This window comes from Leifsonia sp. 115AMFTsu3.1 (genome assembly GCF_004362795.1).
Taxonomy (GTDB): Bacteria; Actinomycetota; Actinomycetes; order Actinomycetales; family Microbacteriaceae; genus Leifsonia.
Genome location: NZ_SNYB01000001.1, coordinates 1,596,843 through 1,619,327 on the forward strand (window position 1 = coordinate 1,596,843; position 22,485 = coordinate 1,619,327).

Below are 22,485 nucleotides of genomic sequence, written 5' to 3' on the forward strand. Positions count from 1 at the left end.
GGCGGGCTGCGCGGTCGCGCATCCACTACGCTGCGGACATGATCGCAACGGAGCAGTCGCTGAGCAGGGCGACCGTCGCGCGGTACGCCGTCGGGTCGCTCGGCACGGGCGGCTTCGCGACCCTTCCCGGGCTGGTGCTCGTCTATTACCTCACCGACTCGCTGGGTGTCGCCGCGATCGTCGCGGGCGTGGTCGTGACGGTGGCCAAGGTGTGGGATGTGGTGATCGACCCGGTGATCGGCGCCCGCAGCGACCGGATGCTCGCCGTGCGCGGCTCCCGCCGGCCGATGATGCTGCTGGGCGCGCTCGCGCTGCCGGTGTTCTTCCTGCTCACGTTCGCCGTCCCGCCCGGGACGCCGGCAGCGGCCGCCGCCGTCTGGGTGCTGCTCGCCTTCGTGCTGACGGCGACGGCGTTCAGCCTGTTCCAGGTGCCGTACATCGCGCTGCCGGCCGAGCTCGCATCCGGATACGACCAGAGGACGCGCCTGCTGACCTGGCGCGTGGTGGTTCTGACCTTCGCCATCCTGCTGTTCGGGGCCGGCGGGCCGGCGCTGCGGTCGCTCGGCGAGGGCAACGCCTTCGCGGGGTACTTCCTGATGGCGCTGGTCGCCGGTGTGACGATCGGCGCCGGGATGCTCGTCTCGGCGTTCGTCGCGCCGCGCGGACTGCCCGCTGCCGAGCCGCCGAGACGAGAGAGCATCGTCGCGACCGTGCGCTCGAACTACGCGGCCGGGGTGCGCGTGCTGCGCGACAGCCAGCCGTTCCGCGCCCTGCTGCTGACGTTCCTGCTGCAGGGACTGGCCACCGGCCTGATGCTCGCCGGGGCCAACTACGTCGCCACGTGGGTGCTCCACTCGGAGGACGCCGTCACGTTCCTGTTCGTCGCGCTCATCGGCCCCGCGCTCATCGTGACGCCGCTGTGGGGCGTCATCGCGCGCCGCATCGGCAAGGAGCGCGGCTTCGTGATCGCGAGCGTCCTGTTCGGGCTGGCGGCCCTGTCCATGGTCGCGCTGTTGTGGGCGCCCGGCGCGTGGGTCTACGCACCCGTCGCCCTGGCGGGAGCCGGGTACGCGGGCATGCAGTCCCTGCCGATGGCCATGCTGCCCGACGTCATCTCGCACGACGCGCGGCGCAACGGCGAGGGCCGGGCGGGGACCTTCGGCGGTATGTGGACGGCGGGGGAGACGACGGGCATGGCGCTCGGCGCGACCGTGCTGAGCATCGTGCTCGCGGTGAGCGGCTACGTCTCGCGCAGTGCGGCCGTGGCGGAGGCGGGCGCGTCTCAGCCGGCCAGCGCCGTCGCCGGGATCGCCCTGAGCTTCAGCCTCGTGCCGGCGATCATCATCGCGATCAGCCTGGTGCCGCTGGCGCGCTACCGGCTCCGAAAGGGAGACATCGATGTCGTCGTTTGACGCAGCGGCCATCCTCGGGCGCCTCGCCGCCTTGCGCGAGGCGGACGCCCCGACGCACGGCGGCCGGGTGCTGAGCTACGTGTACGACTCGGGGATGCCCGAGATCGACGAGCTCGCGGCCGAGGCCATGCGGCTGGTGCAGCCGGTGAACGGCCTGGATCCGACGACGTTCACGTCCGTCGCGGTGATGGAGCGCGAAGTCGTCGGGTTCGCGCGCGAGCTGCTGCACGGCGGGGACGACGTGGTCGGCTCGGTGACCTCGGGAGGGACGGAGTCGTGTCTGCTCGCCGTGAAGACCGCGCGCGACGTCTGGCGCGCCGCGGGCGGCACGGGGACGCCCCGGCTGCTCGCGCCGGTGACCGTGCACGCGGCGTTCCAGAAGGCGGCGGCACTGTTCGACCTGACGCTGGACCTCGTGCCGGTGGACGCGCGGACCGGGCGGCTCGACGCATCCCGTCTGATCGAGCGCATCGGTCCGGACGTTGCGCTTGTCGTCGTCTCGGCGCCCTCGTACCCGTACGCGACACTCGACCCGATCGAGGAGGTGGCCGCCGCGTGCGACGACGCCGGGGTGGCCTGCCATGTGGATGCCTGCATCGGCGGGTGGATCCTGCCGTTCTGGCGGGCGGCGGACGGATCGGCGCTGCCGGCGTGGGACTTCCGGGTGCCCGGCGTGACGAGCGTCTCGGCCGACCTCCACAAGTACGGCTACGCGCCGAAGGGAGCCAGCGTCCTGCTGCAGCGCGGGCGCGACCGTCAGCGGCGCCAGTACGTCGCGACGACAGGCTGGCCGGGGTATCCGGTCGTCAACTCCACCCTGCTCGGGTCGAAGTCGGCCGGGTCGCTCGCGGCATCCTGGGCGATCATCCAGGCGCTCGGAGCCCGCGGTTTCGCCGGCCTCGCCGAGTCGTGCCGTCGTGCCACCCGCGGGCTGCAGGACATCGTCGGCGACATCGAGGGGCTGCGCGTGCTCGGCGACCCGACCGGTCCGCTGCTCGCCGTCACGACCGACGACGCGGTGCCGCCGGAGCGCCGCGTCGACCCGCACCACTGGGCCGACCGGGTGCGGCGCCGCGGCTGGGTGCTGCAGCTGCAGCCGGGGCTGGTGCAGCCGGACGGCACGCGCCTCCCGCACACCACCCACCTCACGATCACGCCGGTGACGGAGGCGCGGATCGACGAATTGGAGGCGGCCCTGCGCGGTGCCGCCGACGAGGCACGCGGCGTGCCCCCGGTCGACGGGGATGCGGTGCTCGCCGCCCTGCCCGGGGACCTGCTGGCGGGACTCGCGGCGGGCGACGTCGAACTCGACTCGGCGACGGCCGCCCACATCCTGGGCTCGATCGGCCTCGCGGGAGGCGCGACCCCCGGCCTCCCCGACGATCAGGCGCCGCTGCTCGCGCTCGTCTCGGCGTTGCCGCGCCCCGTCACCGAACGCCTCCTCACCGAGCTGCTCGCCCGCGCCGTAGAGCCCCCCGACACCTGACCCGCTCCCGCCTCCCGCCTCCGTCCCACCGTCGAGTCCGCAAACTTTGCACGCTGAGGGGGCGTTGAGCGTGCAAAATATGCGGACTCGACGGCGGGGGGTTCGGGGTCAGCGGACGGAGAGACCGAGCTTGCGGCCGGCGAGGCCACGCGAGCGGGTCGCCAGGCGGTCGGCGACGGCGCGGATCGCAGCGGCGGCAGGGTCCGCGGGGTCGGTCACCACGATCGGCGCTCCGGTGTCGCCGCCGGCCCGCAGCGGGATGCTGAGGGGCACGCTGGCGAGCAGCGGCACCTCCTCCTCCTGTCCGGCCGACAGCCGTCGCGCGACCTCCGCGCCGCCGCCGGAGCCGAACAGGTCGAGCACGCTGCCGTCCGGCTGCACGAGCCCCGCCATGTTCTCGATGACGCCGATGACCCGCTGACCGGTCTGACGCGCGACGACGCCGCTGCGCTCGGCCACGTCGGCCGCGGCCGGCTGCGGTGTCGTCACCACGAGGACCTCCGCGCCCGGGAGCAGCTGGCCGACCGAGATCGCGACGTCCCCGGTGCCCGGCGGGAGGTCGAGCAGCAGCAGGTCGAGGTCGCCGAAGTACACGTCCGACAGGAACTGCTGGATGGTGCGATGCAGCATCGGCCCGCGCCACGCGACGGCCGCGGAGGCCGAATCGACGAACATCCCGATCGAGACGACCTTCACGCCGTAGGCGACCGGCGGAAGGATCATGTCATCCACGCGCGTCGGCCGCGGCGCGACGCCGTTCTCGTCGGTCAGGCCCAGGATTCCGGGGATGGAGAAGCCGTGCACGTCCGCATCCACGATCCCGACCCGTAACCCGCGCTCCGCCAGGGCGACCGCGAGGTTGGCCGTGACCGTCGACTTGCCGACTCCGCCCTTGCCGCTCGTGACGGCGTAGACGCGGGTCAGGGACTCCGGGCCGAACTGCTGACCGCGCGCCGGTCGGCCCGCCCGCAGGCGGTCGGTCAGAGCTCGCCGCTCGGCGGGGGTCATCACGGAGACGTCGACGGCGACCTCGGTCACACCGGGGACGGCGGCGGTCGCCGCGCGCACATCGCGTTCGATCGCGTCGGCCGCCGGGCAGCCGACGATGGTCAGCTTGATGCCGACCTCGGCACGGCCCTGCGCATCCACCTCCACGCCGCCCACCATGTCGAGCTCGGTGATCGGCTTGCGGATCTCAGGGTCGAGCACCGCCCCGAGCGCGCTCCGGACGGCGACGGCGAGATCGGCTCCCGCGCTGTCCGGCTCAGGCACGGGCCTGCTCGCCCTCGCCCGCGTCGCCCCTCTCGAGGTCCTCGAGCAGCGAGCGGAGCTCGGCGCGGATGAAGTCCTTTGTCGCCATGTCCTTCACCGCGAGCCGCAGGGCGACGACCTCGCGCGCCAGGTACTCGGTGTCGGCGAGGTTGCGCTCCGCACGCTGCCGGTCCTGCTCGATCTGCACGCGGTCGCGGTCGTCCTGACGGTTCTGCGCGAGCAGGATCAGGGGAGCGGCATACGATGCTTGCAGCGAGAGCACGAGCGTCAGCGCGATGAACCCGAGGGCCGCGGAGTCGAACCGCCACGCGTTCGGGGCGAGCGTGTTCCACGCCATCCACGCGAGGACGAAGACGGTCAGACCCAGGATGAACCACGGCGTTCCCATCGCCCGCGCGATCCACTCGGTGAACCGGCCGAACCGGTCGCGCGACTCCAGCGGGCTGCGCCGCAGCACCGGCGTCCGGAGTCCCTTCGGGGCGTCGAGCCCCGCGTCCTGCCTACCTCCTGCCACTTCCGCCCCTCCTTCCGTTCACGATGCGGATGCTTCCGGTCTGGTCGGACGGCGCCGTGCGTTTCACGGGCTCGTCCTCGTCTTGACTTCGCCAGTCGTCGGGGAGCAGATAGTCGAGGATGTCGTCGATGGTCACCACCCCGACGAGACGATGCTTGTCGTCGACCACGGGGACCGAGACGAGGTTGTACGAGGCGAGGATGCGCGACACCTCCGCTGCGGAGGTGTCGGCGGTGACCGGCTCCAGGCTCGGGTCGAGCAGGGTGCCGAGGCGCACGTGCGGGGGATAGCGCAGCATCCGCTGGAAGTGCACGACGCCCAGGAATCGGCCCGTCGGCGGCTCGTACGGCGGCAGGGTCACGCACACCGCGGCGCCGAGCGCGGGCGCGAGCTCGTGACGGCGGATCAGGGCGAGGCCCTCCGCGACCGTCGCGTCGGCCGAGACGATGATCGGCTCGGTCGTCATCAGACCGCCCGCGGTGTCCGGGTTGTAGCTGAGGAGCATGCGGACGTCGTCCGCCTCCTCCGGCTCCATGAGCTCCAGCAGGTGCTCGCCGCGCTCGTCGGAGAGCTGGGCGATGAGGTCGGCTGCGTCGTCCGGCTCCATCTGGTCGAGCACGTCCGCGGCGCGGTCGTCGTTGAGCTGGGCGAGGATCTGCACCTGCTCGCTCTCCGGCATCTCCTCCAGCACGTCGGCGAGACGGTCGTCCGGCAACTCCTCCGCGACCTCCAGCATCCGCTGCTGAGGGAGGTCGAGGAGGGTGTTCGCGAGGTCGGCAGGCTTCAGCTCCGAGTAGGTGGCGATGAGCTGCTCGGCAGACTGCGCCTCGCCGAGTTTCTGCTTCTCGCGCACCTCGTTCCAGGTCACGAACGTCGTCGCGCCCTTGGCGAAGGGGGAGCCGCCCGCCTTGGGCTTGCGGACGAACAGCTGGCTGACCGCCCAGTCGCCGGTCTCTGTCTCCTCGATCGCGACGTCCTCGATGGTGGCCTCGCCGCCGCCGTCGGTGAACACGACCCGGCGGCCGAGGAGCTCGGCGATCACGCGCACCTCGCCGCCGCGCTGCTCGAAGCGGCGCATGTTGATGATGCCGTTGGTGATGATCTGCCCGCTGCCGATGCTGGTGACCCGCCCGATGGACAGGAACACGCGGCGCTTCCCGGGGATCTCGACGATCAACCCGACGACGCGGGGAGGGTCGTTCTTGCGGTACACGACCAGGACGTCCCTGACCTTGCCGACCCGGTCTCCGACGGGATCGAACACGGTCGTCCCGGCCAGGCGGGCGACGAAGACTCTGGGCGAACTCACCCTGTTAACCTAGCCCTCGCAGGTGAACGAAGGCTGTTTCCGTGCCCTCGCCAAGACTGGATGGAACAATGGGTGGATGAGCACACCTGGGCTGAACAACGGGCGCAACCGAATCCTCTTCCCGACCCTGCCGCGAGGCGAAGTGGTCGCCACCTTCGAGAGCTATCCCGAGGCGCAGGAGGCGGTCGACGTGCTGGCGCGCGCCGACTTCCCCGTCGACAAGGTCTCGATCGTCGGCAGCGACCTGAAGAGCGTCGAGCGCGTCACCGGCAAGCTCACCTGGGGCCGCGTCGCACTGGCGGGTGCGGCGTCCGGTGCGTGGCTCGGCATCTTCTTCGGCCTGCTGCTCATCATCTTCTCGCCGTCGGTCAGCCTCGCGTTCGTGCTCGCCGCGCTGCTCCTCGGTGCGGGATTCGGGATGCTGTGGGGCATCGTCTCCTACGCGATCAACCGGCGCAGGCGCGACTTCACATCCGTCCAGCAGGTGATCGCGACCAGCTACTCGGTGCTCGTCGACTCCGACCTCGGCAACCGCGCACGCAACCTGCTCGCGAGCGGGGGAGCCGAGGAGCCGGCCGCGGCCCCGGGATGGACGCCGCCCGCACAGCCGCAGCACCCGTCCGACCCGCCGCCCGCGCCTCCCGCGTCGGCACCGCCGGTCGCTCCCCAGCCGGGCGACGAGCGTCCGCCCGCACCCTCGGCCTGACGAAAGGCCCCGATAGGCCGGACGGCGCCGCCTCAGGGCGGCTCCGTTCCGCATTTCAGTGCGCGTTCGCCCTGCCAGAGGCACCGCACCCGCCTCCACGTTTGTCCCGGTTGAGGGGTTTCTCACCAAGAGACGTGGGCCTAGGGATCGCCTGCGCCCCTGAGGTTTGAACCTTGCGTGGGGCGAGCAGCCTGGCCGCAGGTTGGCCGCAACCAAAGTGCCGCAATGCCGCGAATCCCGCCAAACGACGGGAAATTGTCGAGCACGTATTCGCTCGTCACAGCTCGCAGCAGTCAGGCGCGCGATACGAGATAGTCAACGTTGGTTAGGGTCCGAAATTGGCATATTTGACGCCAATTAAGGATGGTTCACATGAACAAGCTTGCACGGGTTCTAACCGCAGGAGGACTGGCAGTCGGCCTAGTTCTGGGGGGAGCGACCGCAGCGAATGCTGCGCCCGCACACAGCGCGGGCGCTATCCACATCAAGGCAAGGGCTGCCGCTGATTGCGCTGGATACTCGGGCTTTGCGTCCGGGAGTCTCCTGCGAAAAGGCATCCGCTACACCAACTATGTTGCTTGCCTGAATGGCTGGATTCCAGCTAAGAAGTCGAGCCGCGATCGGCCCGGAGGCGGAAGCTTCTAGCGGTTAGAGGGTGGGCGCGTCTCGTCGTGCCCACCCTCTGGCGCCGCCAGGATCTGCCCGCTAGCCCATGCCAGCACCGCCGCAATCGCAGCGAACATCAACAGAACAAGCGCGTCGTGGTTGAATACCCCCTCGGCGAAGACGCGGGCAACCGCCACGGCGGCAAGGCTGACTGACACCGCAGCGAAAAGTAGAAACAGGCTCCGCCTCAATAGGATGCGCGTGGGGGTCTTCACTCGTCGTCCTCTGTTCTGATCTGCTTCGCCTCGAACACCGCTCTCTCGATTCTTTGGAGGACTTCGTCGCTGATCGCGCCCGTCTTCAGTATGTGCTCCAGATGATGCGCGATTAGGCTCAGCGCCTGATTCTGAAGTCGGAGCACTCCGATCAGTTTGGAAGATCGAGTAGTGACCGGTGCTCGCATGCCAAGGCTTTCCTCGATCGATTCGCGAACCCACTGTCCCACCTGGCTGCGACCGTCGTTGTACGCCGCTGTCTTCCAACGGACCAGCTCCTCGTCATCGAGGCGCACTGCGACGACGTTCTTGCGAGTGATGGGTGTCGTGGTCATTGGTCTTTCAAAGCTCGAACTGCATCATGCGCAGTGCTAGGTGGCGTTGCTAGCCTAGACGTTGCAGTAACTTTCGTGCAATGCAAAGTTGCGCTGGTGCCGCATCGGACGAACTCAGCGCTGCGAGAGCCGCCGCACCCACGCCTCCACATCGTCCGCGGTGCGCGGGATGTCGGCGGAGAGGTTCTCGGCGCCGTCCTCGGTGACCAGGATGTTGTCCTCGATGCGCACGCCGATGCCGCGGAAGCTCTCGGGGACGGTCAGGTCGTCCGGCTGGAAGTAGAGCCCGGGCTCGATCGTGAACACCATTCCGGGCTGGAGCACGCCGTCGAGGTAGAGTTCCCGGCGCGCCTGCGCGCAGTCGTGCACGTCGAGCCCGAGGTGGTGGCTCGTCCCGTGCACCATGTAGCGGCGATGCTGCTGGTTCTCGACCTCCAGGGCCTCCTCGGCGCTGACCGGGAGCAGCCCCCATTCGGCGGTGCGCCGAGCGATGACCGCCATGGCGGTCGCATGGATCTCGCGGAACCGGATGCCGGGCCGCACGATCGCGAACGCCGCGTCCGCCGCCTCCCGCACCGCCTCGTAGATCAGGCGCTGCGTCTCGGTGAAGGTGCCGTCGATGGGGAAGGTGCGGGTGATGTCGGCGGTGTAGTAGCTGTCCAGCTCGACGCCCGCATCCAGCAGGATGAGGTCGCCCGGCACCACGGGGCCGTCGTTGCGCGTCCAGTGCAGGATGCACGCGTGCGGTCCGCTCGCCGCGATCGTGTCGTAGCCGACCGCGTTGCCGTCGGCGCGGGCGCGGCCGTAGAAGACGCCCTCGACGAGCCGCTCGCCGCGCGGGTGCGCGGTGATGCGCGGCAGGTCGGCGATCACGTCGTCGAAGCCGCGGGCGGTCGCCGCGACCGCGGCGCGCAGTTCGGCGATCTCGTACTCGTCCTTGACGAGGCGCAGCTCGGAGAGCTCGCGGGCCAGCCGGTCATCCTCATCGTGGTCCTCCGGGTCGACATCGGTGCCGTCGCCGTCGCCGTCGGAACCGTCTCCCAGCAGCAGGCGCGCCGCATCCACGTCGTCCGTGATGCCGCGGTCGGCCTCGCGCAGCACGACGGTGTCGCCGTCCACCGCGTCGAGCACCGAGCGCACCTCGGCGATGCCGCGGGTGGCCAGCGCGAGGTCGCCGGCGACCTGCGCGAGCGACGGACGGGGACCGATCCAGAACTCGCCGATCTCGGGGTTCGCGTAGAACTCGTCGGAGTCGCGTCCCGCCCGCTCGCGGAAGTACAGGGTCGCCTCGTGTCCGGACGCCGTCGGCTCCAGCACCAGGACGCTGCCCGGCTCGGAGTCCGAACCCCAGCCCGTCAGGTACGCGAACGCCGAGTGCGCGCGGAACGGGTAGTCGGTGTCGTTGGAGCGCTGCGCGAGGCGCCCGGCCGGGATGATGAGGCGCTTCCCGGGGAACAGCTCGGACACGCGCGCACGACGGGCCGCCGCATACTGCGCCTGGCGGCGCGGCTCGGGCACGACCTCCGGACGCTCGGCCCATCCCGAGCCGATGTACTCGCGGAAAGCATCGGAACCGGGGGTCGTCGAGCGGTTCTGCGTCGCGCGCGGAGCCTCATCGGACTCGGCGGCGGCAGCCGTCTCGGTCGTCGTGGCGACCGCTGCGGCGGTCGGGTCGTCGACGGTGTCGGTCGCGGTGTCGGTCGCGATGTCGGCGTCTGCGGTGGCTGGCGTGGTCGGCTGGGAGGACATGGCGTCCATTCTTCCACCCGCTGGCCGCCATGCGCCCGGCCGGTCAGCGCCCTCCTAGGATGGTCACCATGGCTGATGCGCGGCGGTTCCGAGGTCCCGTCGACCTGCACACGCACTCCAGCGTGTCCGACGGGACGGAGACCCCGGCCGAGCTCATCCGCGCCGCTGCCGACGCAGGGCTGGGCACCGTCGCGCTCACCGATCACGACTCCACGGCCGGGTGGGCGGACGCCGCAGCCGAGGCCGCACGCGTCGGCATCACGGTCATCCCGGGGATGGAGCTGTCGACCCGCATCGAGTTCGCCAGCGTCCACATGCTCGGCTACCTCTTCGATCCGACGAACGAAGCGCTCGTCGCCGAGACCCGCCGCATCCGCGACGGCCGGATGCGGCGAGCCGAGGACATGGTGCGGCGCATCTCCGAGGATTACGACATCACGTGGGACGACGTCCTCGCGCAGGCGACGGAGGGCGCGACCGTCGGGCGCCCGCACATCGCTGACGCGCTCGTCGCGCGCGGGCTCGCCTCGGACCGCAGCGCCGCGTTCGCCGGGATCCTGCACTGGCGGAGCGGCTACTTCCAGCCGCACTACGCCCCGGAGCCGCTGACCGGCGTCCGCCTCATCCGCGGGGCGGGCGGTCTGCCGGTGCTGGCGCATCCCGCGACCGGCGGCCGGGGCCGCGTGATCCCGGAGGACCGGCTGCGGCGCCTGGTCGACGCCGGGCTCTTCGGACTGGAGCTCGACCACCGCGAGAACACGGCGGACGGTGTCGAGCGGCTGCGGGAGCTCGCGGCCCGATACGGCCTCCGCATCACCGGATCGAGCGACTACCACGGCGCGGGCAAGCCCAACCGGCTGGGGGAGAACACCACCGATCCGGCCGTGGTCGACGCGATGATCGAAGAAGCGACAGGCGCGGCGCCCTTCTACGCTCCGTGACCACCAGCACGTAGCCTGGACCCCGGACATGACGTCGGGGCGAGAAGGATGCGAGGTGCGCGAGTGAGACGGTTCTGGCGAGGATCGGCGGCCGCTGCCGCCCTGACGGCCGTCCTCGTCGTCGTTGCGGGCGTCACGCCCGCGAACGCCGACAGCTACCCGTCGTGGGACGACGTGCAGGCCGCGAAGAACAACGCGAGCGCGGCCCAGGCCGAGGTCGACCGGATCAACGGTCTGCTGACGGGTCTGCAGACCGCCGCGAACGCAGCGGGCGACCTCGCCGTCAAGCGGCTGGGGGAGTACGGAACCGCCGAGGCCGCCCTGCAGACCGCGACCGCCAAGGCGCAGGGTCTGGCCGAGAAGGCGCAAGAGGCATCGGCCCAGGCGGATGCGCTCAAGGCACAGAGCGGCAAGCTCGCCGAGCAGCTCACCCGCGCGGGCACCTCATCCGTGTCGCTCCGGTTGTTCCTCAGCCCGAACGCGACGCGCTCCGACTCCCTGCTGTACCAGCTCGGCGCGGTGTCGAAGCTCGCCGACCAGGCAAGCTCGCTGTACGCCAGGGCGAACGCCCAGAAGAACCTCGCCGCGTCGCTCAGCGAGCAGGCGACCAGCGCCCAGAAGGTGCGCGACCAGCTCGCGGTGGATGCGAAGAAGGCCCTCGACGTCGCGACCGCGGCGAAGCAGGCGGCCGACGCCCAGCTCGCCGACCAGAAGAAGCACGCCGACACGCTGTACGCCCAGCTGGCGACCCTGAAGAACACCGAGGCGTCTGTCGAGAAGTCGTACGCCGAGGGGCAGGCGGCGGCCGCGGCTGCCGCGGCCGCCGCCAACCCGGGCGGCGGGTCCGACGGGTTCGCCCCGCCTCCCGGCATGGTGGTCGACCCGGCGGGCGCCCAGGCGTACGCGGCGAGCCGCCTCCCGGCCTTCGGCTGGGGCGGCGAGCAGATGAGCTGCCTGATCAAGCTGTGGAACCATGAGTCCGACTGGCGGGCGGACGCCTACAACACGTCGAGTGGCGCGTACGGCATCCCGCAGGCCTGGCCCGCCAGCAAGATGGCGTCGGCCGGCCCGGACTGGCTGACCAACCAGAACACGCAGGTCAACTGGGGCCTCGACTACATCAACCGCGCCTACGGCTCGCCATGCGCCGCGTGGACCTTCGAGATGAGCCACGACCCCAACTGGTACTGAGCGCGTCCTCCGTCCCACGCAAACAGCTCCTGAGTTTTTCGCTCCGATCCTGACGAATCGGGCGAAAAACTCAGGAGCTGTTCGCGTGGGAGGTGGGTCAGCTGGCGGGGGTGGTGGCGGAGCCGCCGCGCGAGCGACGACGGCGACGACGCGGAGCGCTGTTGCCGTCGCGGTGCTGCGATCCGCCGCCGTCGTGCGTGCCGGCGGCCGGGACCTTGGCCTCGCCGCCCTCCGACGCGGATCCCTCAGGAGCCGTCGAGCCCTGCGATGCGCCCTGACCGGAGCCGCGCGTGCGGCGACGGCGGCTGCTGCTCGAACGCTCCCCGCTCTCCGGGCCGGTGGAGTCGGTGTGGCCGCCGCGCGGCGACTCGGTCGCCTTGACGGCCGGGGTGGGCTTGAGCCGGCCCTTGACGCCCTGCGGGATGTCGAGGTCGGTGTAGAGGTGCGGCGACGACGAGTAGGTCTCCGTCGGCTCCGGCTGACCGAACTCGAGCGCCTTGTTGATGAGGGCCCACTTGTGCAGGTCCTCCCAGTCGACGAACGTCACGGCGATGCCGGTCTTGCCCGCGCGGCCGGTGCGGCCGGCGCGGTGCAGGTAGGTCTTCTCGTCGTCCGGGATGGTGTGGTTGATGACGTGCGTCACGTCGTCCACGTCGATGCCGCGAGCGGCGACGTCGGTGGCGATGAGGATGTCCTTCTTACCCGCCTTGAACGCGGCCATGGCGCGCTCGCGCTGCTCCTGGTTGAGGTCGCCGTGCACGGCGGCGGCGTTGAAGCCGCGGTCGTTGAGCTCCTCGACCAGCTTGGCGGCCGCTCGCTTGGTGCGGGTGAAGATCACGGTCTTGCCGCGGCCCTCGGCCTGCAGGATGCGGGCGATGACCTCGTCCTTGTCGAGCGAGTGCGCCCGGTAGATCAGGTGCTTGATGTTCGCCTGGATCTGGCCCTCGTCGGGGTCGGTCGCGCGGATGTGGACCGGTCGGGTCATGAACCGGCGCGCCAGCGCGACGATCGGGCCCGGCATGGTCGCCGAGAAGAGCATGGTGTGGCGCGTGGCCGGCGTCTGCGCGAACAGCTTCTCGATGTCGGCGAGGAAGCCGAGGTCGAGCATCTTGTCGGCCTCGTCGAGCACCATCTCCTGGACGCTGCCGAGGTTCAGCAGGCGCTGACCGGCGAGGTCGAGGAGGCGCCCAGGGGTGCCGACGACGATCTGCGCGCCGCCCTTCAGCTGGGCGATCTGGCCTTCGTAGGCCTTGCCGCCGTAGATGCTGGCGATGGAGGTCGGGCGTCCGGCGGCGGCCGTCTCGAGGTCTTCGTAGACCTGGATGGCCAGCTCGCGGGTGGGCACGACGACGAGTGCCTTCACGCCGGGCTCGGGGTTCGGGCCGAGGCGCTGGATCAGGGGGAGGCCGAAGCCGAGGGTCTTGCCGGTTCCCGTCTTCGCCTGGCCGATGATGTCCTGGCCGGTGAGCGCGAGAGGGATGGTCTGCGTCTGGATGGGGAACGGCTCGATGATGCCCTTGGCGGCGAGCTGATCCACCATGTCCTGGTCGATGTTGAGTTCTGAGAAAGTCACTGGTGAATTGCCTGTCGATTCGATTGGAGTGTCCACGCCCTGTTTCTCTGTCGCAGGCGTAGGGCCGTCGATCCTGCGCCGACGGCGTCTCCAGCCTACTGGACGGTCCCGATACACTGCTGAGCGTGTCGACTTGGTTCACCCGGCGACGGCCTTCCGTCGAGCTCCCGCGCCTGACTCCGCGGGCGCGCACGATCCCGACCGTCCGCGTGGACCTGCACGAGGTGATGCCGGATCTGCTGCCGTATCTCGGCCAGTCCGCGTACCTCCAGCTGGAGCAGTTCGAGACGCTGTCGCGCGTCGCGGCCGAGGCGGAGGACCTGCACGCGAAGGGCCTCATCTCGGCGGCCGCCGGTCACGCCCTGTCGAAGCATCAGGGGATCGTGGCCGAGATCCGGCGCCGCGGGGACGACCCGGCCGACGCCATGAAGCCGTTCGCGGATGAGATCGAGGGCTTCAGCGCGCTCATCGTCGGCGCGGACTGGCGCGAGACGCTGCTCTCCGCCCTGGTGACGGGCGGCCTGCTCGACGACTTCTTCATCCGCCTCGCCGCCGGCCTTCCTGGCGACGTCGGACCGCGCCTCGCGCACCTGCTCGGCTCGGAGTCCGGTCAGGAAGGCGTGCTGGAGGTGCTGCGCGCGCAGATCGCGGGCGATCCGCTCCTCGCGTCACGGCTCGCGATGTGGGGCAGGAGGCTGGTCGGCGACACGCTGCTCGTCGCGCGCTCCGCGCTCCACCTCTCGGGCAATCGGATCGCCGACGATGCGCGCATCGAGCCGATCTTCACGGAGCTGATCGCGGCGCACACGCGCCGGATGGACGCGCTCGGGCTGACCGCCTAGCCCGCGACATTCGTGCCGAATGTGCGCTCAGCGTGGGCGATAACGCACATTCGGCAGGAATGTGCGCTCAGCGCGCGACGGCGCCCTTGGCCAGCGCGTGCAGCATGCGGTCGTCGTTCGTGGAGCGGACGCGGCCGATCAGCAGGTCGGCGACCGCGACGATGAGCGCGGTGCCGAGGAGCGTGATCCACCAGATCCAGCCGCCGTCCCACTTCAGGCCGGCCCAGGTGAGCGCCACCCAGAGCACGGCCGACGAGACGACGCCGATGGCCGGGATGAGCACGGAGCCGTGCGTGTGACGGTTCGGCAGCAGATAGCGTCCGGCTAGGCCGATGATGGCCCCGCCGAGGACGACGAAGAGCAGTTCCACGAGTGGGAGGCTAGCCGACGAAGCCGATGCGGCGCGACTCCTCGGTGCCGATCTCGACGTACGCGATGCCGGCGGTCGGGACGACGTAGAGCCGGCCCTTGTCGTCGGTCAGCTGCAGGACACCGGTGCCGCTGGCGAGTGCGGTCTGCACCTGCCCGGCGAGCTCTTCGGCCGACTGCGACGACTCGAAGTTGAGCTCGCGGGGGGCGTTGACGATTCCGATGCGGATCTCCACTGAGGTGCCTTTCGAGTCTGACCGGCGGGTGTGAGTTCAGACTACGGCACACGGCTCGCGGCCCCCGCTCGCGTTCTCTGTCGGCGGACGCCGATACCGTGAAGGACATGATCGCTCGAGGCTTCCGGATGCACGCCGCCGGCACCCTCGCATCCCCTCCCGCAGCGGGCGGCCCGGCGCTCGACGGCTCGCAGTCGGAGGTGCTCCTGCTGCCGGACGGCGCCTCCGCCGCCGTGCTCGGAGCGCCCGGCACGGGCAAGACCACGACGCTGGTGGAGGCCCTGGCCGAGCGCGTGCTCGACCGCGGCTACCGGCCGGACGAGGTGCTGGCGCTGAGCGCCTCGCGCACCGCGGCGACGGCGCTCCGCGACCGCATCGCCCTGCGCCTCGGCGTTCCCACGCAGGGGCCTCTGGCGCGCACGGCGACATCGCTCGCGTTCCAGCTCGTCGGCGAGCGGGCGCGACGCATCGGAGCAGAGCCCCCGCGCCTCCTCACCGGAGGCGAGCAGGATCAGATCATCGCCGAGCTGATCAGCGGCCACCTGGAGGACGGAACCGGTCCGGTCTGGCCGGAGCCGCTCGTCGAGGAGGTGCGGACGCTGCGCGGATTCCGTACCGAGCTGCGCGAGCTGATGGCGCGCTGCGCCGAGCGCGGCGTCACCCCCTCCCGGCTGTCCGAGCTCGGCGCGATCACCGGCCACGACGAGTGGCGCGCCGCCGCCCGCTTCATCGCCGAGTACCAGCTCGTGGTCGACAGCTACCGCGGCGGCTTCGTCGATTCGGCCGAGCTCATCGCGTCGGCGGTCACGGTCATCGCCGAGGGCAGCTCGCTCGACGGCCTGCGCGCCGTCTTCGTGGACGACCTGCAGGAGGCGACGGTCGCGACGCTGGCGCTGCTGCGGGCGCTGGCGGCGCGCGGCGTCGCGGTCGTCGCATTCGGCGACCCGGATGTCGCATCCACCACCTTCCGCGGGGCCCAGACCACGGCCCTGGGGCAGCTCGAGGGTCGCCTCGGCGTGCCGGTGACCCGCTTCGTGCTGACCACGGCGCACCGCCAGACGCCCGCGCTGCGCGAGCTGACCGCCCGGGTGACCGAACGCATCGGCACGGCCGCAGCCGGCGTCCAGCGGCTGGCCGCGGCCGGGCGCCCGGAACCGGAGCAGCCGGATGCGGCGCAGGTGGATGCTGACGATGTGGATGCGGCCGAGCGCCGCCCCGAGATCGTGCGGCTCGTCGCGGTGTCTGCCCCCGCCGAGGCGTCGCGGCTGGCGCGCAAGCTGCGCGAACGTCACCTGCTCGACGGCGTCCCCTGGAGCGCGATGGCCGTCGTGGTCCGTTCGGGCGCCCATGTGCCCGCCCTCTCGCGTGCCCTCGCGGTCGCGGAGGTCCCGACGACGACGAGCATCGCCGGGCGTCCGCTGCGCGACGATTTCGCCGCCCGCCAGCTGATCACGATCGCCGGCGTGCAACTCGGCGCGATCGAGCTGACGCCCGTGGTCGCCACCGAACTGCTTCTCGGGCCGTTCGGCGGGCTCGACAGCGTCAGCCTGCGGCGGCTGCGCCTCGCCCTCCGCCAGGAGGAGCTCGCGGGCGACGGCAACCGCCCGGGCGATGAGCTGCTCGTGGAGGCGCTGCAGCATCCCGCGCACCTGGCCACCATCGACGCGAGCCCGGCCCGCCGGGCGGCACGCCTGGCCGAGACGCTGCGATCCGGCCGCGAGAAGGCCGAGAACGGCGCCTCGATCGAGGAGCTGCTCTGGCACGTCTGGGAGCGCAGCGGCCTCGCCGCCCGCTGGCTGGAGCACTCGGAGCGCACGGGCATCGTCGCCGACGAGGCGAACCGGCACCTCGACGGCGTCGTCGCGCTGTTCACCGCCGCCCGCCGCTTCGTCGAGCGCTACCCGGAGCGTCCGGCCTCCGACTTCGTCGTCGAACTCCTCGGCGCGGAGGTCCCGGAGGACACCCTGGCCGCCCGCACGGCCGGCGATGCCGTGCTGGTCTGCACCCCGAGCGCCACCATCGGGCGCGAGTTCGAGGTCGTCGTCGTCGCCGGGCTCCAGGAGAGCGTCTGGCCCAACCTGCGCCTGCGTGGTTCGCTGCTGCACCCGCAGGAGCTCGCGGACGCGGTGGAGGGCCGCACCACCGAGACCGAGGACGAGCGGGCGGAGGTGCTCGGCGACGAGCTCCGGATGTTCGCGCTGGCGGTCTCGCGCGCCCGCGGCCAGGTGATCCTCACGGCCACGGCGAACGACGACGAGCAGCCCTCCCCGTTCCTGCGCCTCGCAGCCGACCTGGCCGTCGACGACGCCGACGACGGCGCCCATCCGCTCTCCCTCCGTGGCATGGTCGGCCGGTTGCGTCGCCGCCTCGCCACAACGGGCGCACCCGACGCGGCCGAAGCGCTCGCCCGGCTGGCGGACGCGGACGTCGAGGGCGCCGATCCCGCCACCTGGTACGGCCTGCTGGAGCCGTCGACGACCGAGCCGCTGGTCGACCTCGACGACCCGGAGGCCGTGGTCCGGGTGTCTCCGTCGCGGCTGGAGACGTTCGAGAAGTCGCCGCTGGCGTGGTTCGTGGACACGATGGCCGCCTCGCCGAACGGTCTCGCCGCGGGCATCGGCACCGTCGTGCACGCCGTGATGGAGGAGGCGAGCACGAGCGACGACCGCGACCTCAGCGTCGAGCGGCTGTGGCAGGGCATCGAGCGCCGGTGGGGCGAGCTCGCGTTCGAGTCGCCGTGGCTGGAGGAGAAGGAGCGGCGACGGACGCGGACCCTCACGGCCGGGGTCTCGGAGTACCTCCGCGACTTCGAGCGCGCCGGTGGCGTACTGCTCGGCTCCGAGGGCGCCTTCGAGCTGCGCCTCGGCCGGGCGCTGGTGCGCGGGACGATCGACCGGGTGGAGCGCACACCGGACGGCACGGTCGTCATCGTCGACCTCAAGACGGGCAACCGCACGCCCTCGGCGGCGGAAGCGGCCGAGCACGCGCAGCTGGGCGCCTATCAGCTCGCCCTGGAGCACGGAGCGGTGGAGCAGGCCGCGGACCTGCCATCCGGCGGGGCGAAGCTGCTCTTCGTCGCCAAGGGCGTCCGCGGGAAGGGCTACCGCGAGGTCGCTCAGGACCGCGTCGACGATGAAGGGCTCGACCGGCTGCGAGAGCGCGTCGCGCGGGCGGCCGACGGCATGGCGGGCGCGACCTTCGCCGGGGTCGTCGACCTGGGCGAACGCGACCCGCACGGGAAGTACGAGTACCGCATCCACCTGGTGCCTGCGGTGAGCGCGGGAGGAGGAGCATGACGGACGAAGCGACGCACGTCGACGACGAGAGCCTCCTGGAGTGGGCGACCGAGCAGGCGGAGCTCGACCTGGTCGAGCAGGCCTTCTCGCTGGCCGAGACGGAGGAGGAGCGGCCGCGCCCGTCGCGTGCGCTGAGCGCGGCGGACATCGCCGAGGCGCTCCGGCTGCCCATCCCGACCGCCCAGCAGCAGGCGGTCATCGAGGCGCCGCTCCGACCCGCGATCGTGGTCGCGGGAGCCGGCAGCGGCAAGACCGAGACGATGGCGAACCGGGTGGTCTGGCTGCTCGCGAACGGCCACGTCCGAGTTCCCGAGATCCTCGGCCTGACGTTCACCCGCAAGGCGGCGGGCGAGCTGGCGGGCCGCATCCGCACCCGTATCGAGCAGCTGGTCGCGTCCGGCGTGACCGAGGTGGAGTTCGACCCGTTCGACGCCCCGGCGGTCGCCACCTACAACTCGTTCGCGAACGCGATCTTCCGCGAGAACGCGTTGCTGATCGGCCGCGAGCCGGAGTCGGCGGTTCTCAGCGAGGCGTCGGCGTGGCAGCTCGCCCGCCGTCTCGTCGTTACCAGCACCGACGACCGCCTGGTCGAGCTCGACCGGGGCGTCGAGGCGGTCACGACCGCGGTCGTGACGCTGAGCCGGGCGCTCAGCGAGAACGTCGCCGACCCGGACGACGTCGAGCGGATGGTGGAGCAGTTCGGGCGCATCGCCGAGCTGCCGACGGGCAACGGGCGCGTGAAAGAGCTCTACGCCTCCGTGCGCTCGGCCGTCGACGCCGTCGGGTCGCTTCCTCCGCTGCTCGATCTCGCCCGCGCCTTCGCCGACGAGAAGCGCCGTCGTGGATTCGTCGAGTACTCCGACCAGGTGGCCCTCGCGCTGGATGTGAGCGAGCGCCTCCCCGCGGTGGTCGCCGACTACCGCCGGCGCTACCGCGTCGTGTTGCTCGACGAGTATCAGGACACCTCGGTCGTGCAGACCCGCCTGCTCTCGACGCTGTTCGCCGGGCAGCCGGTGATGGCGGTCGGCGACCCGCACCAGTCCATCTACGGCTGGCGCGGCGCCAGCGCGGCCAACCTCGGCCGGTTCTCCGCCGACTTCACCGGTCAGCGTGCTGGGGCGGAGGGCGGAGCGTCCGAGTACGCGCTGAGCACCAGCTGGCGCAACCCGACGCGCGTCCTGGATGCGGCGAACGCGCTCGTGGAGCTGCTGACGGCTGCCTCGCCGGTGCACGTCGAGCGCCTGCAGCCGCGCCCCGGCGCTGTCGCGGGGGAGCTGACGGCGGTGTTCGAGCAGACGGTCGCCGACGAGGCCGAGACGGCGGCGCGCTGGCTCGGCGCACGGCTCGGCGAGCGCGACGACGACGGCGTCCCGCCGAGTGCTGCGATGCTCTGCCGGTCGCTGAAGAAGATCGACGTGTTCACGTCCGCCCTCGCCCGCCACGGCATCCCGTATCACGTGCTCGGTCTGGGCGGTCTACTGGAGCAGCCGGTCATCGCCGACCTCGTCAGCGCCCTGCGGGTCATGCACGACCCGACCGCCGGCTCCGAGCTGATCCGGTTGCTCACAGGCGCGAAGTGGCGCGTCGGGCCGAAGGACATCGCCGCGCTGCGCGATGTCGCGTCGTGGCTCGCCGAGCGCGACCACCGGTACCAGCGGCTCGATCCCGAACTGCGCGACCGGCTGCGGCGATCCGTCGCGGGGGAGGAGTCGGCGTCCCTGGTGGATGCGCTCGACTTCGTCGTCGAGGCACCGCACGACCACGGACGGTTGGAGGGATTCAGCCCGGAGGGGCTGGCGCGGATGCGCGACGCCGGCCGACGGCTCGACCACCTGCGGTCACGGGTCGGGCTCGACCTGCTCGACCTCGTCACGCTGGTGCAGCAGGAGCTTCTGCTCGACATCGAGGTCGCGGCGAACGAGACCGCGCAGCTCGGTCAGGCGAGCCTCGACGCGTTCGCGGAGCAGGTCGCCTCGTACCTCGCGGCGGACGACCAGGCGACCCTCGGCTCCTTCCTGTCGTGGCTCGCGGAGGCGGAGCAGCGCGACAACCTGGCCCCGCGCAGCGAAGAGCCGGAGCCGGGCACCGTGCAGATCCTCACCATCCACGGCGCGAAGGGCCTGGAGTGGGATGTCGTGGCCGTCCCGCGCCTCGTCGAGGGGGAGCTCCCCGGGCCGCCGCAGAGCCGCAAGGGCTGGCTGGCCTTCGGGCAGCTGCCGAACGAGTTCCGCGGAGACTCTGCCGAGCTTCCGGTGATCGCCTGGCGCACCGCCGAGACCCAGAAGGACGTCAACGACTCGATCGCGGCGTTCGAGGAGGACAACCTCGCCCGGCACCTCGACGAGCAGCGCCGGCTGATCTACGTCGCCGTCACCCGGGCCCGGCAGCGGCTGCTGCTGTCCGGTTCGTACTGGTCGACCCAGACCAAGCCGCGCGGCCCCGGGTCGTACCTCCTGGAACTGCAGGAGGCGGGTCTGCTGCCGCCGGACGCGTTCCCGGACTGCGACGAGCCGGAGGAGAACCCGCTCGCGCTGACCGCATCCACCGTGACCTGGCCGCTTGAGCCGCTCGGCGCCCGCCGCACGCGCGTCGAGGCAGCGGCGGAGGCGGTCCGCCGAGCACGGGAGCGCGGGGCGGGCGACGGCGGTGTCTACGCGCGCGACCTCGACCTGCTGCTGGCCGAACGCGCCCGACGCGCAGAGGAGGCCGGTCTCGTCGAGCCGCCCGCGCGTATCCCGGCCTCGCGGTTCAAGGACTACGTGACCGACCCGGCATCGGTGGCGGCGACCCTGCGCCGGCCGATGCCCGAGCGCCCGTACCGCCAGACGAGGCTGGGGACCCTGTTCCACCGCTGGGTGGAGGAGCGCTTCGGCACGGTCGCGGGCGCGACCGACGTGCTCGACGCCCACGTCGCCGAACTGGACGACCTCGCGGGCGATGTGCTCGAGGCTGAGCGCTTCGAGGAGCTCCGTGCCACCTTCGAGCGCAGCCAGTGGGCCGGGCGGCGTCCGGAAGAGGTGGAGCTGGAGATCCACATCACCCTCGCCGGGCAGGTGGTCGTCTGCAAGCTCGACGCCGTCTACCGGGCGGAGGACGGCATCCACGACTACCAGATCGTCGACTGGAAGACCGGCAAGGCGCCGCGCGACGCGGACGACCTGGAGCGCAAACAGCTGCAGCTCGCGCTCTACCGCCTGGCGTTCGCCCGCTACGCAGGGATCGACCCGGAGCGGATCGACGCGGTCTTCTACTTCGTGGCCGACGATGCGGTCGTGCGGCCGGAACGCCTCTACGCGGAGGAGGAGCTGACGTCGCTCTGGTCGTCGGCGACCGGCTTCATCCCGCCCGAGCGCCCGTAGCCTCCGGGATCCGTGCGGTCGCCGGGGGTCCGGTCGAGCATGGCCTCCACATCGCCGACGGCCATGATCGGGCCGGTCGCCGTCGAGAGCGGGTTCATCGAGTTGCTGCGGACGCGGTCCACCAGGCCGTCGAGCATCTCGACCGCGTCATCCACGATCGTCTGGTCGCGCACCTCGCGGCCGTGGAGGAGCCACCGGGCCACCTCGAGCTCGGCGTACAGCATGGCGCGCTGGGTGAACTGGCGGTCGGTGGCGACCTGCCGCGTGGAGGCGTAGGCGCCCAGGGCGCCGTCGGTCGCCTCCGGGTTCATGGCGAGCAGCCAGTGCAGGTCGCGCGCCGGGTCGCCGACGCGGAGCGCCGACCAGCCGAGCACGGCGGTGACGACGTCGTCCTCGACGAGGAAAGAGTCCGAGGTGAGGGAGCCGTTGATGACGGTCGGCTGGAACTGCCAGATCGAGTGGTCGGCCGCCGCGTCCCGCCACCGGTCGCGCAGCGCGACGGGCAGGAGACCGGTGGATGCGGCCGATTCGATGACCGAGTTCGCCGCCGTGAGGCACTCGGCCGACGACATCACCGGCAGGCCGGCCTCGCCGACGAAGGCGGTGGGGAGCGCGTGGATGGCCGCGATGGCGTGCCCGATCGACCCGGCCAGGCCATCGCCCGGCGGCACGTCCTCCACCGCGATGTGCTCGCCGGGGAGGAAGTCGTAGACGACGGCGCGCGTTCCCGCGACCGGCGCCTGGCCGAGGTAGCGGGGCACCTCGAACGGGAGACGGCTGCGGATGCCGGTGGTGAGTGCGCGCAGCGCGACCAGATCGGCGCTCTGCTCGGTCTCCGCGATCTGGTTCGTCGGCACGCGCACGATGACGGTGGAGCCGTCCCTCGTCGACAGCAGCGCCGAGTCGAACTCGCCTGCGCCGCTCCTGGTATAGCTGCGGGCGCCGGAGACGTCGAGGTCGGGAACGGCCGAGGTGGCCAGCGCGGCTAGAGTGAAGTGGGATCTGGCCATGCAC

Annotated in this window: 17 protein-coding genes; 8 read left to right on the forward strand and 9 right to left on the reverse strand. The window is 71.5% G+C overall.

From position 1 onward, the window contains the following. The first annotated feature begins 38 nt into the window (after positions 1 to 38). Positions 39 to 1,412, forward strand: a complete 1,374-nt coding sequence (locus tag AXZ95_RS07765) for an MFS transporter (RefSeq protein WP_018190463.1) — start codon at positions 39 to 41, stop codon at positions 1,410 to 1,412. Beyond that, positions 1,399 to 2,898, forward strand: a complete 1,500-nt coding sequence (locus AXZ95_RS07770; RefSeq protein WP_018190464.1) for an aspartate aminotransferase family protein — start codon at positions 1,399 to 1,401, stop codon at positions 2,896 to 2,898. Before AXZ95_RS07765 ends, AXZ95_RS07770 begins: the two co-directional genes overlap by 14 nt. 108 nt (positions 2,899 to 3,006) lie before the next feature. On the opposite strand, the gene AXZ95_RS07775 is transcribed toward AXZ95_RS07770, so the two are convergent. Genes AXZ95_RS07775 through AXZ95_RS07785 form a run of 3 tightly spaced genes read right to left on the reverse strand, consistent with a single transcriptional unit; the run spans position 3,007 to position 5,993 of the window. After that, positions 3,007 to 4,170 carry an Mrp/NBP35 family ATP-binding protein gene (locus tag AXZ95_RS07775; protein WP_018190465.1) on the reverse strand — a complete coding sequence of 388 codons (1,164 nt, stop codon included), beginning with the start codon at positions 4,168 to 4,170 and terminating at the stop codon, positions 3,007 to 3,009. Continuing rightward, positions 4,163 to 4,684 (reverse strand): DUF1003 domain-containing protein, encoded by a 522-nt coding sequence (locus tag AXZ95_RS07780; protein WP_018190466.1) that lies wholly within the window; start codon positions 4,682 to 4,684, stop codon positions 4,163 to 4,165. The genes AXZ95_RS07775 and AXZ95_RS07780 overlap by 8 nt, the downstream gene beginning before the upstream one ends. Then, a complete protein-coding gene (locus AXZ95_RS07785; protein WP_018190467.1) occupies positions 4,671 to 5,993 on the reverse strand; it encodes a CBS domain-containing protein in 1,323 nt (440 codons plus the stop codon). Before AXZ95_RS07785 ends, AXZ95_RS07780 begins: the two co-directional genes overlap by 14 nt. Before the next feature lie 76 nt (positions 5,994 to 6,069). Here AXZ95_RS07785 and AXZ95_RS07790 point away from each other — a divergent pair, with 76 nt between their 5' ends. Then, entirely contained in the window at positions 6,070 to 6,699 is a 630-nt protein-coding gene (locus tag AXZ95_RS07790; protein WP_018190468.1) for a general stress protein, read from the forward strand. An 877-nt stretch (positions 6,700 to 7,576) separates the two neighbouring features. Here the strand turns inward: AXZ95_RS07790 and AXZ95_RS07795 are convergent. Together AXZ95_RS07795 and AXZ95_RS07800 are read right to left on the reverse strand one after the other, a co-directional pair. Further along, the gene (locus AXZ95_RS07795) at positions 7,577 to 7,915 is read right to left on the reverse strand and encodes a hypothetical protein (RefSeq protein ID WP_018190470.1); all 339 of its coding nucleotides are present in this window, start codon (positions 7,913 to 7,915) and stop codon (positions 7,577 to 7,579) included. Between the two features lie 114 nt (positions 7,916 to 8,029). After that, positions 8,030 to 9,673 (reverse strand): aminopeptidase P family protein, encoded by a 1,644-nt coding sequence (locus AXZ95_RS07800; RefSeq protein ID WP_018190471.1) that lies wholly within the window; start codon positions 9,671 to 9,673, stop codon positions 8,030 to 8,032. A 59-nt stretch (positions 9,674 to 9,732) separates the two neighbouring features. On the opposite strand from AXZ95_RS07800, the gene AXZ95_RS07805 reads away from it, so the two are divergent. After that, positions 9,733 to 10,605: a PHP domain-containing protein gene (locus AXZ95_RS07805; RefSeq protein ID WP_020075136.1), complete on the forward strand. Its 873-nt coding sequence runs from the start codon at positions 9,733 to 9,735 to the stop codon at positions 10,603 to 10,605. A 63-nt stretch (positions 10,606 to 10,668) separates the two neighbouring features. Continuing rightward, a complete protein-coding gene (locus tag AXZ95_RS07810) occupies positions 10,669 to 11,796 on the forward strand; it encodes a hypothetical protein (RefSeq protein WP_018190473.1) in 1,128 nt (375 codons plus the stop codon). 97 nt (positions 11,797 to 11,893) lie between these two features. Here AXZ95_RS07810 and AXZ95_RS07815 read toward each other — a convergent pair whose 3' ends face one another. Then, positions 11,894 to 13,369 carry a DEAD/DEAH box helicase gene (locus AXZ95_RS07815; RefSeq protein WP_018190474.1) on the reverse strand — a complete coding sequence of 492 codons (1,476 nt, stop codon included), beginning with the start codon at positions 13,367 to 13,369 and terminating at the stop codon, positions 11,894 to 11,896. Between the two features lie 125 nt (positions 13,370 to 13,494). On the opposite strand from AXZ95_RS07815, the gene AXZ95_RS07820 reads away from it, so the two are divergent. Then, positions 13,495 to 14,211: a ferritin-like fold-containing protein gene (locus tag AXZ95_RS07820; RefSeq protein WP_026307127.1), complete on the forward strand. Its 717-nt coding sequence runs from the start codon at positions 13,495 to 13,497 to the stop codon at positions 14,209 to 14,211. A 67-nt stretch (positions 14,212 to 14,278) separates the two neighbouring features. Here AXZ95_RS07820 and AXZ95_RS07825 read toward each other — a convergent pair whose 3' ends face one another. Both AXZ95_RS07825 and AXZ95_RS07830 read right to left on the reverse strand, forming a co-directional pair. After that, positions 14,279 to 14,581, reverse strand: a complete 303-nt coding sequence (locus tag AXZ95_RS07825) for a hypothetical protein (RefSeq protein WP_018190476.1) — start codon at positions 14,579 to 14,581, stop codon at positions 14,279 to 14,281. A gap of 10 nt (positions 14,582 to 14,591) precedes the next feature. Continuing rightward, complete coding sequence (locus tag AXZ95_RS07830; protein WP_018190477.1) at positions 14,592 to 14,816, reverse strand: DUF3107 domain-containing protein; 225 nt, start codon at positions 14,814 to 14,816, stop codon at positions 14,592 to 14,594. A gap of 107 nt (positions 14,817 to 14,923) precedes the next feature. Between AXZ95_RS07830 and AXZ95_RS07835 the strand changes: the two genes are divergently transcribed. Continuing rightward, positions 14,924 to 18,112 (forward strand): ATP-dependent DNA helicase, encoded by a 3,189-nt coding sequence (locus AXZ95_RS07835; protein ID WP_018190478.1) that lies wholly within the window; start codon positions 14,924 to 14,926, stop codon positions 18,110 to 18,112. After that, a complete protein-coding gene (locus AXZ95_RS07840) occupies positions 18,109 to 21,471 on the forward strand; it encodes an ATP-dependent DNA helicase (RefSeq protein WP_018190479.1) in 3,363 nt (1,120 codons plus the stop codon). Before AXZ95_RS07835 ends, AXZ95_RS07840 begins: the two co-directional genes overlap by 4 nt. Here AXZ95_RS07840 and AXZ95_RS07845 read toward each other — a convergent pair. Continuing rightward, positions 21,402 to 22,481, reverse strand: coding sequence for a phosphotransferase (locus AXZ95_RS07845; protein WP_018190480.1), 1,080 nt, complete (start codon positions 22,479 to 22,481; stop codon positions 21,402 to 21,404). The genes AXZ95_RS07840 and AXZ95_RS07845 overlap by 70 nt on opposite strands. Positions 22,482 to 22,485: the final 4 nt, after the last annotated feature.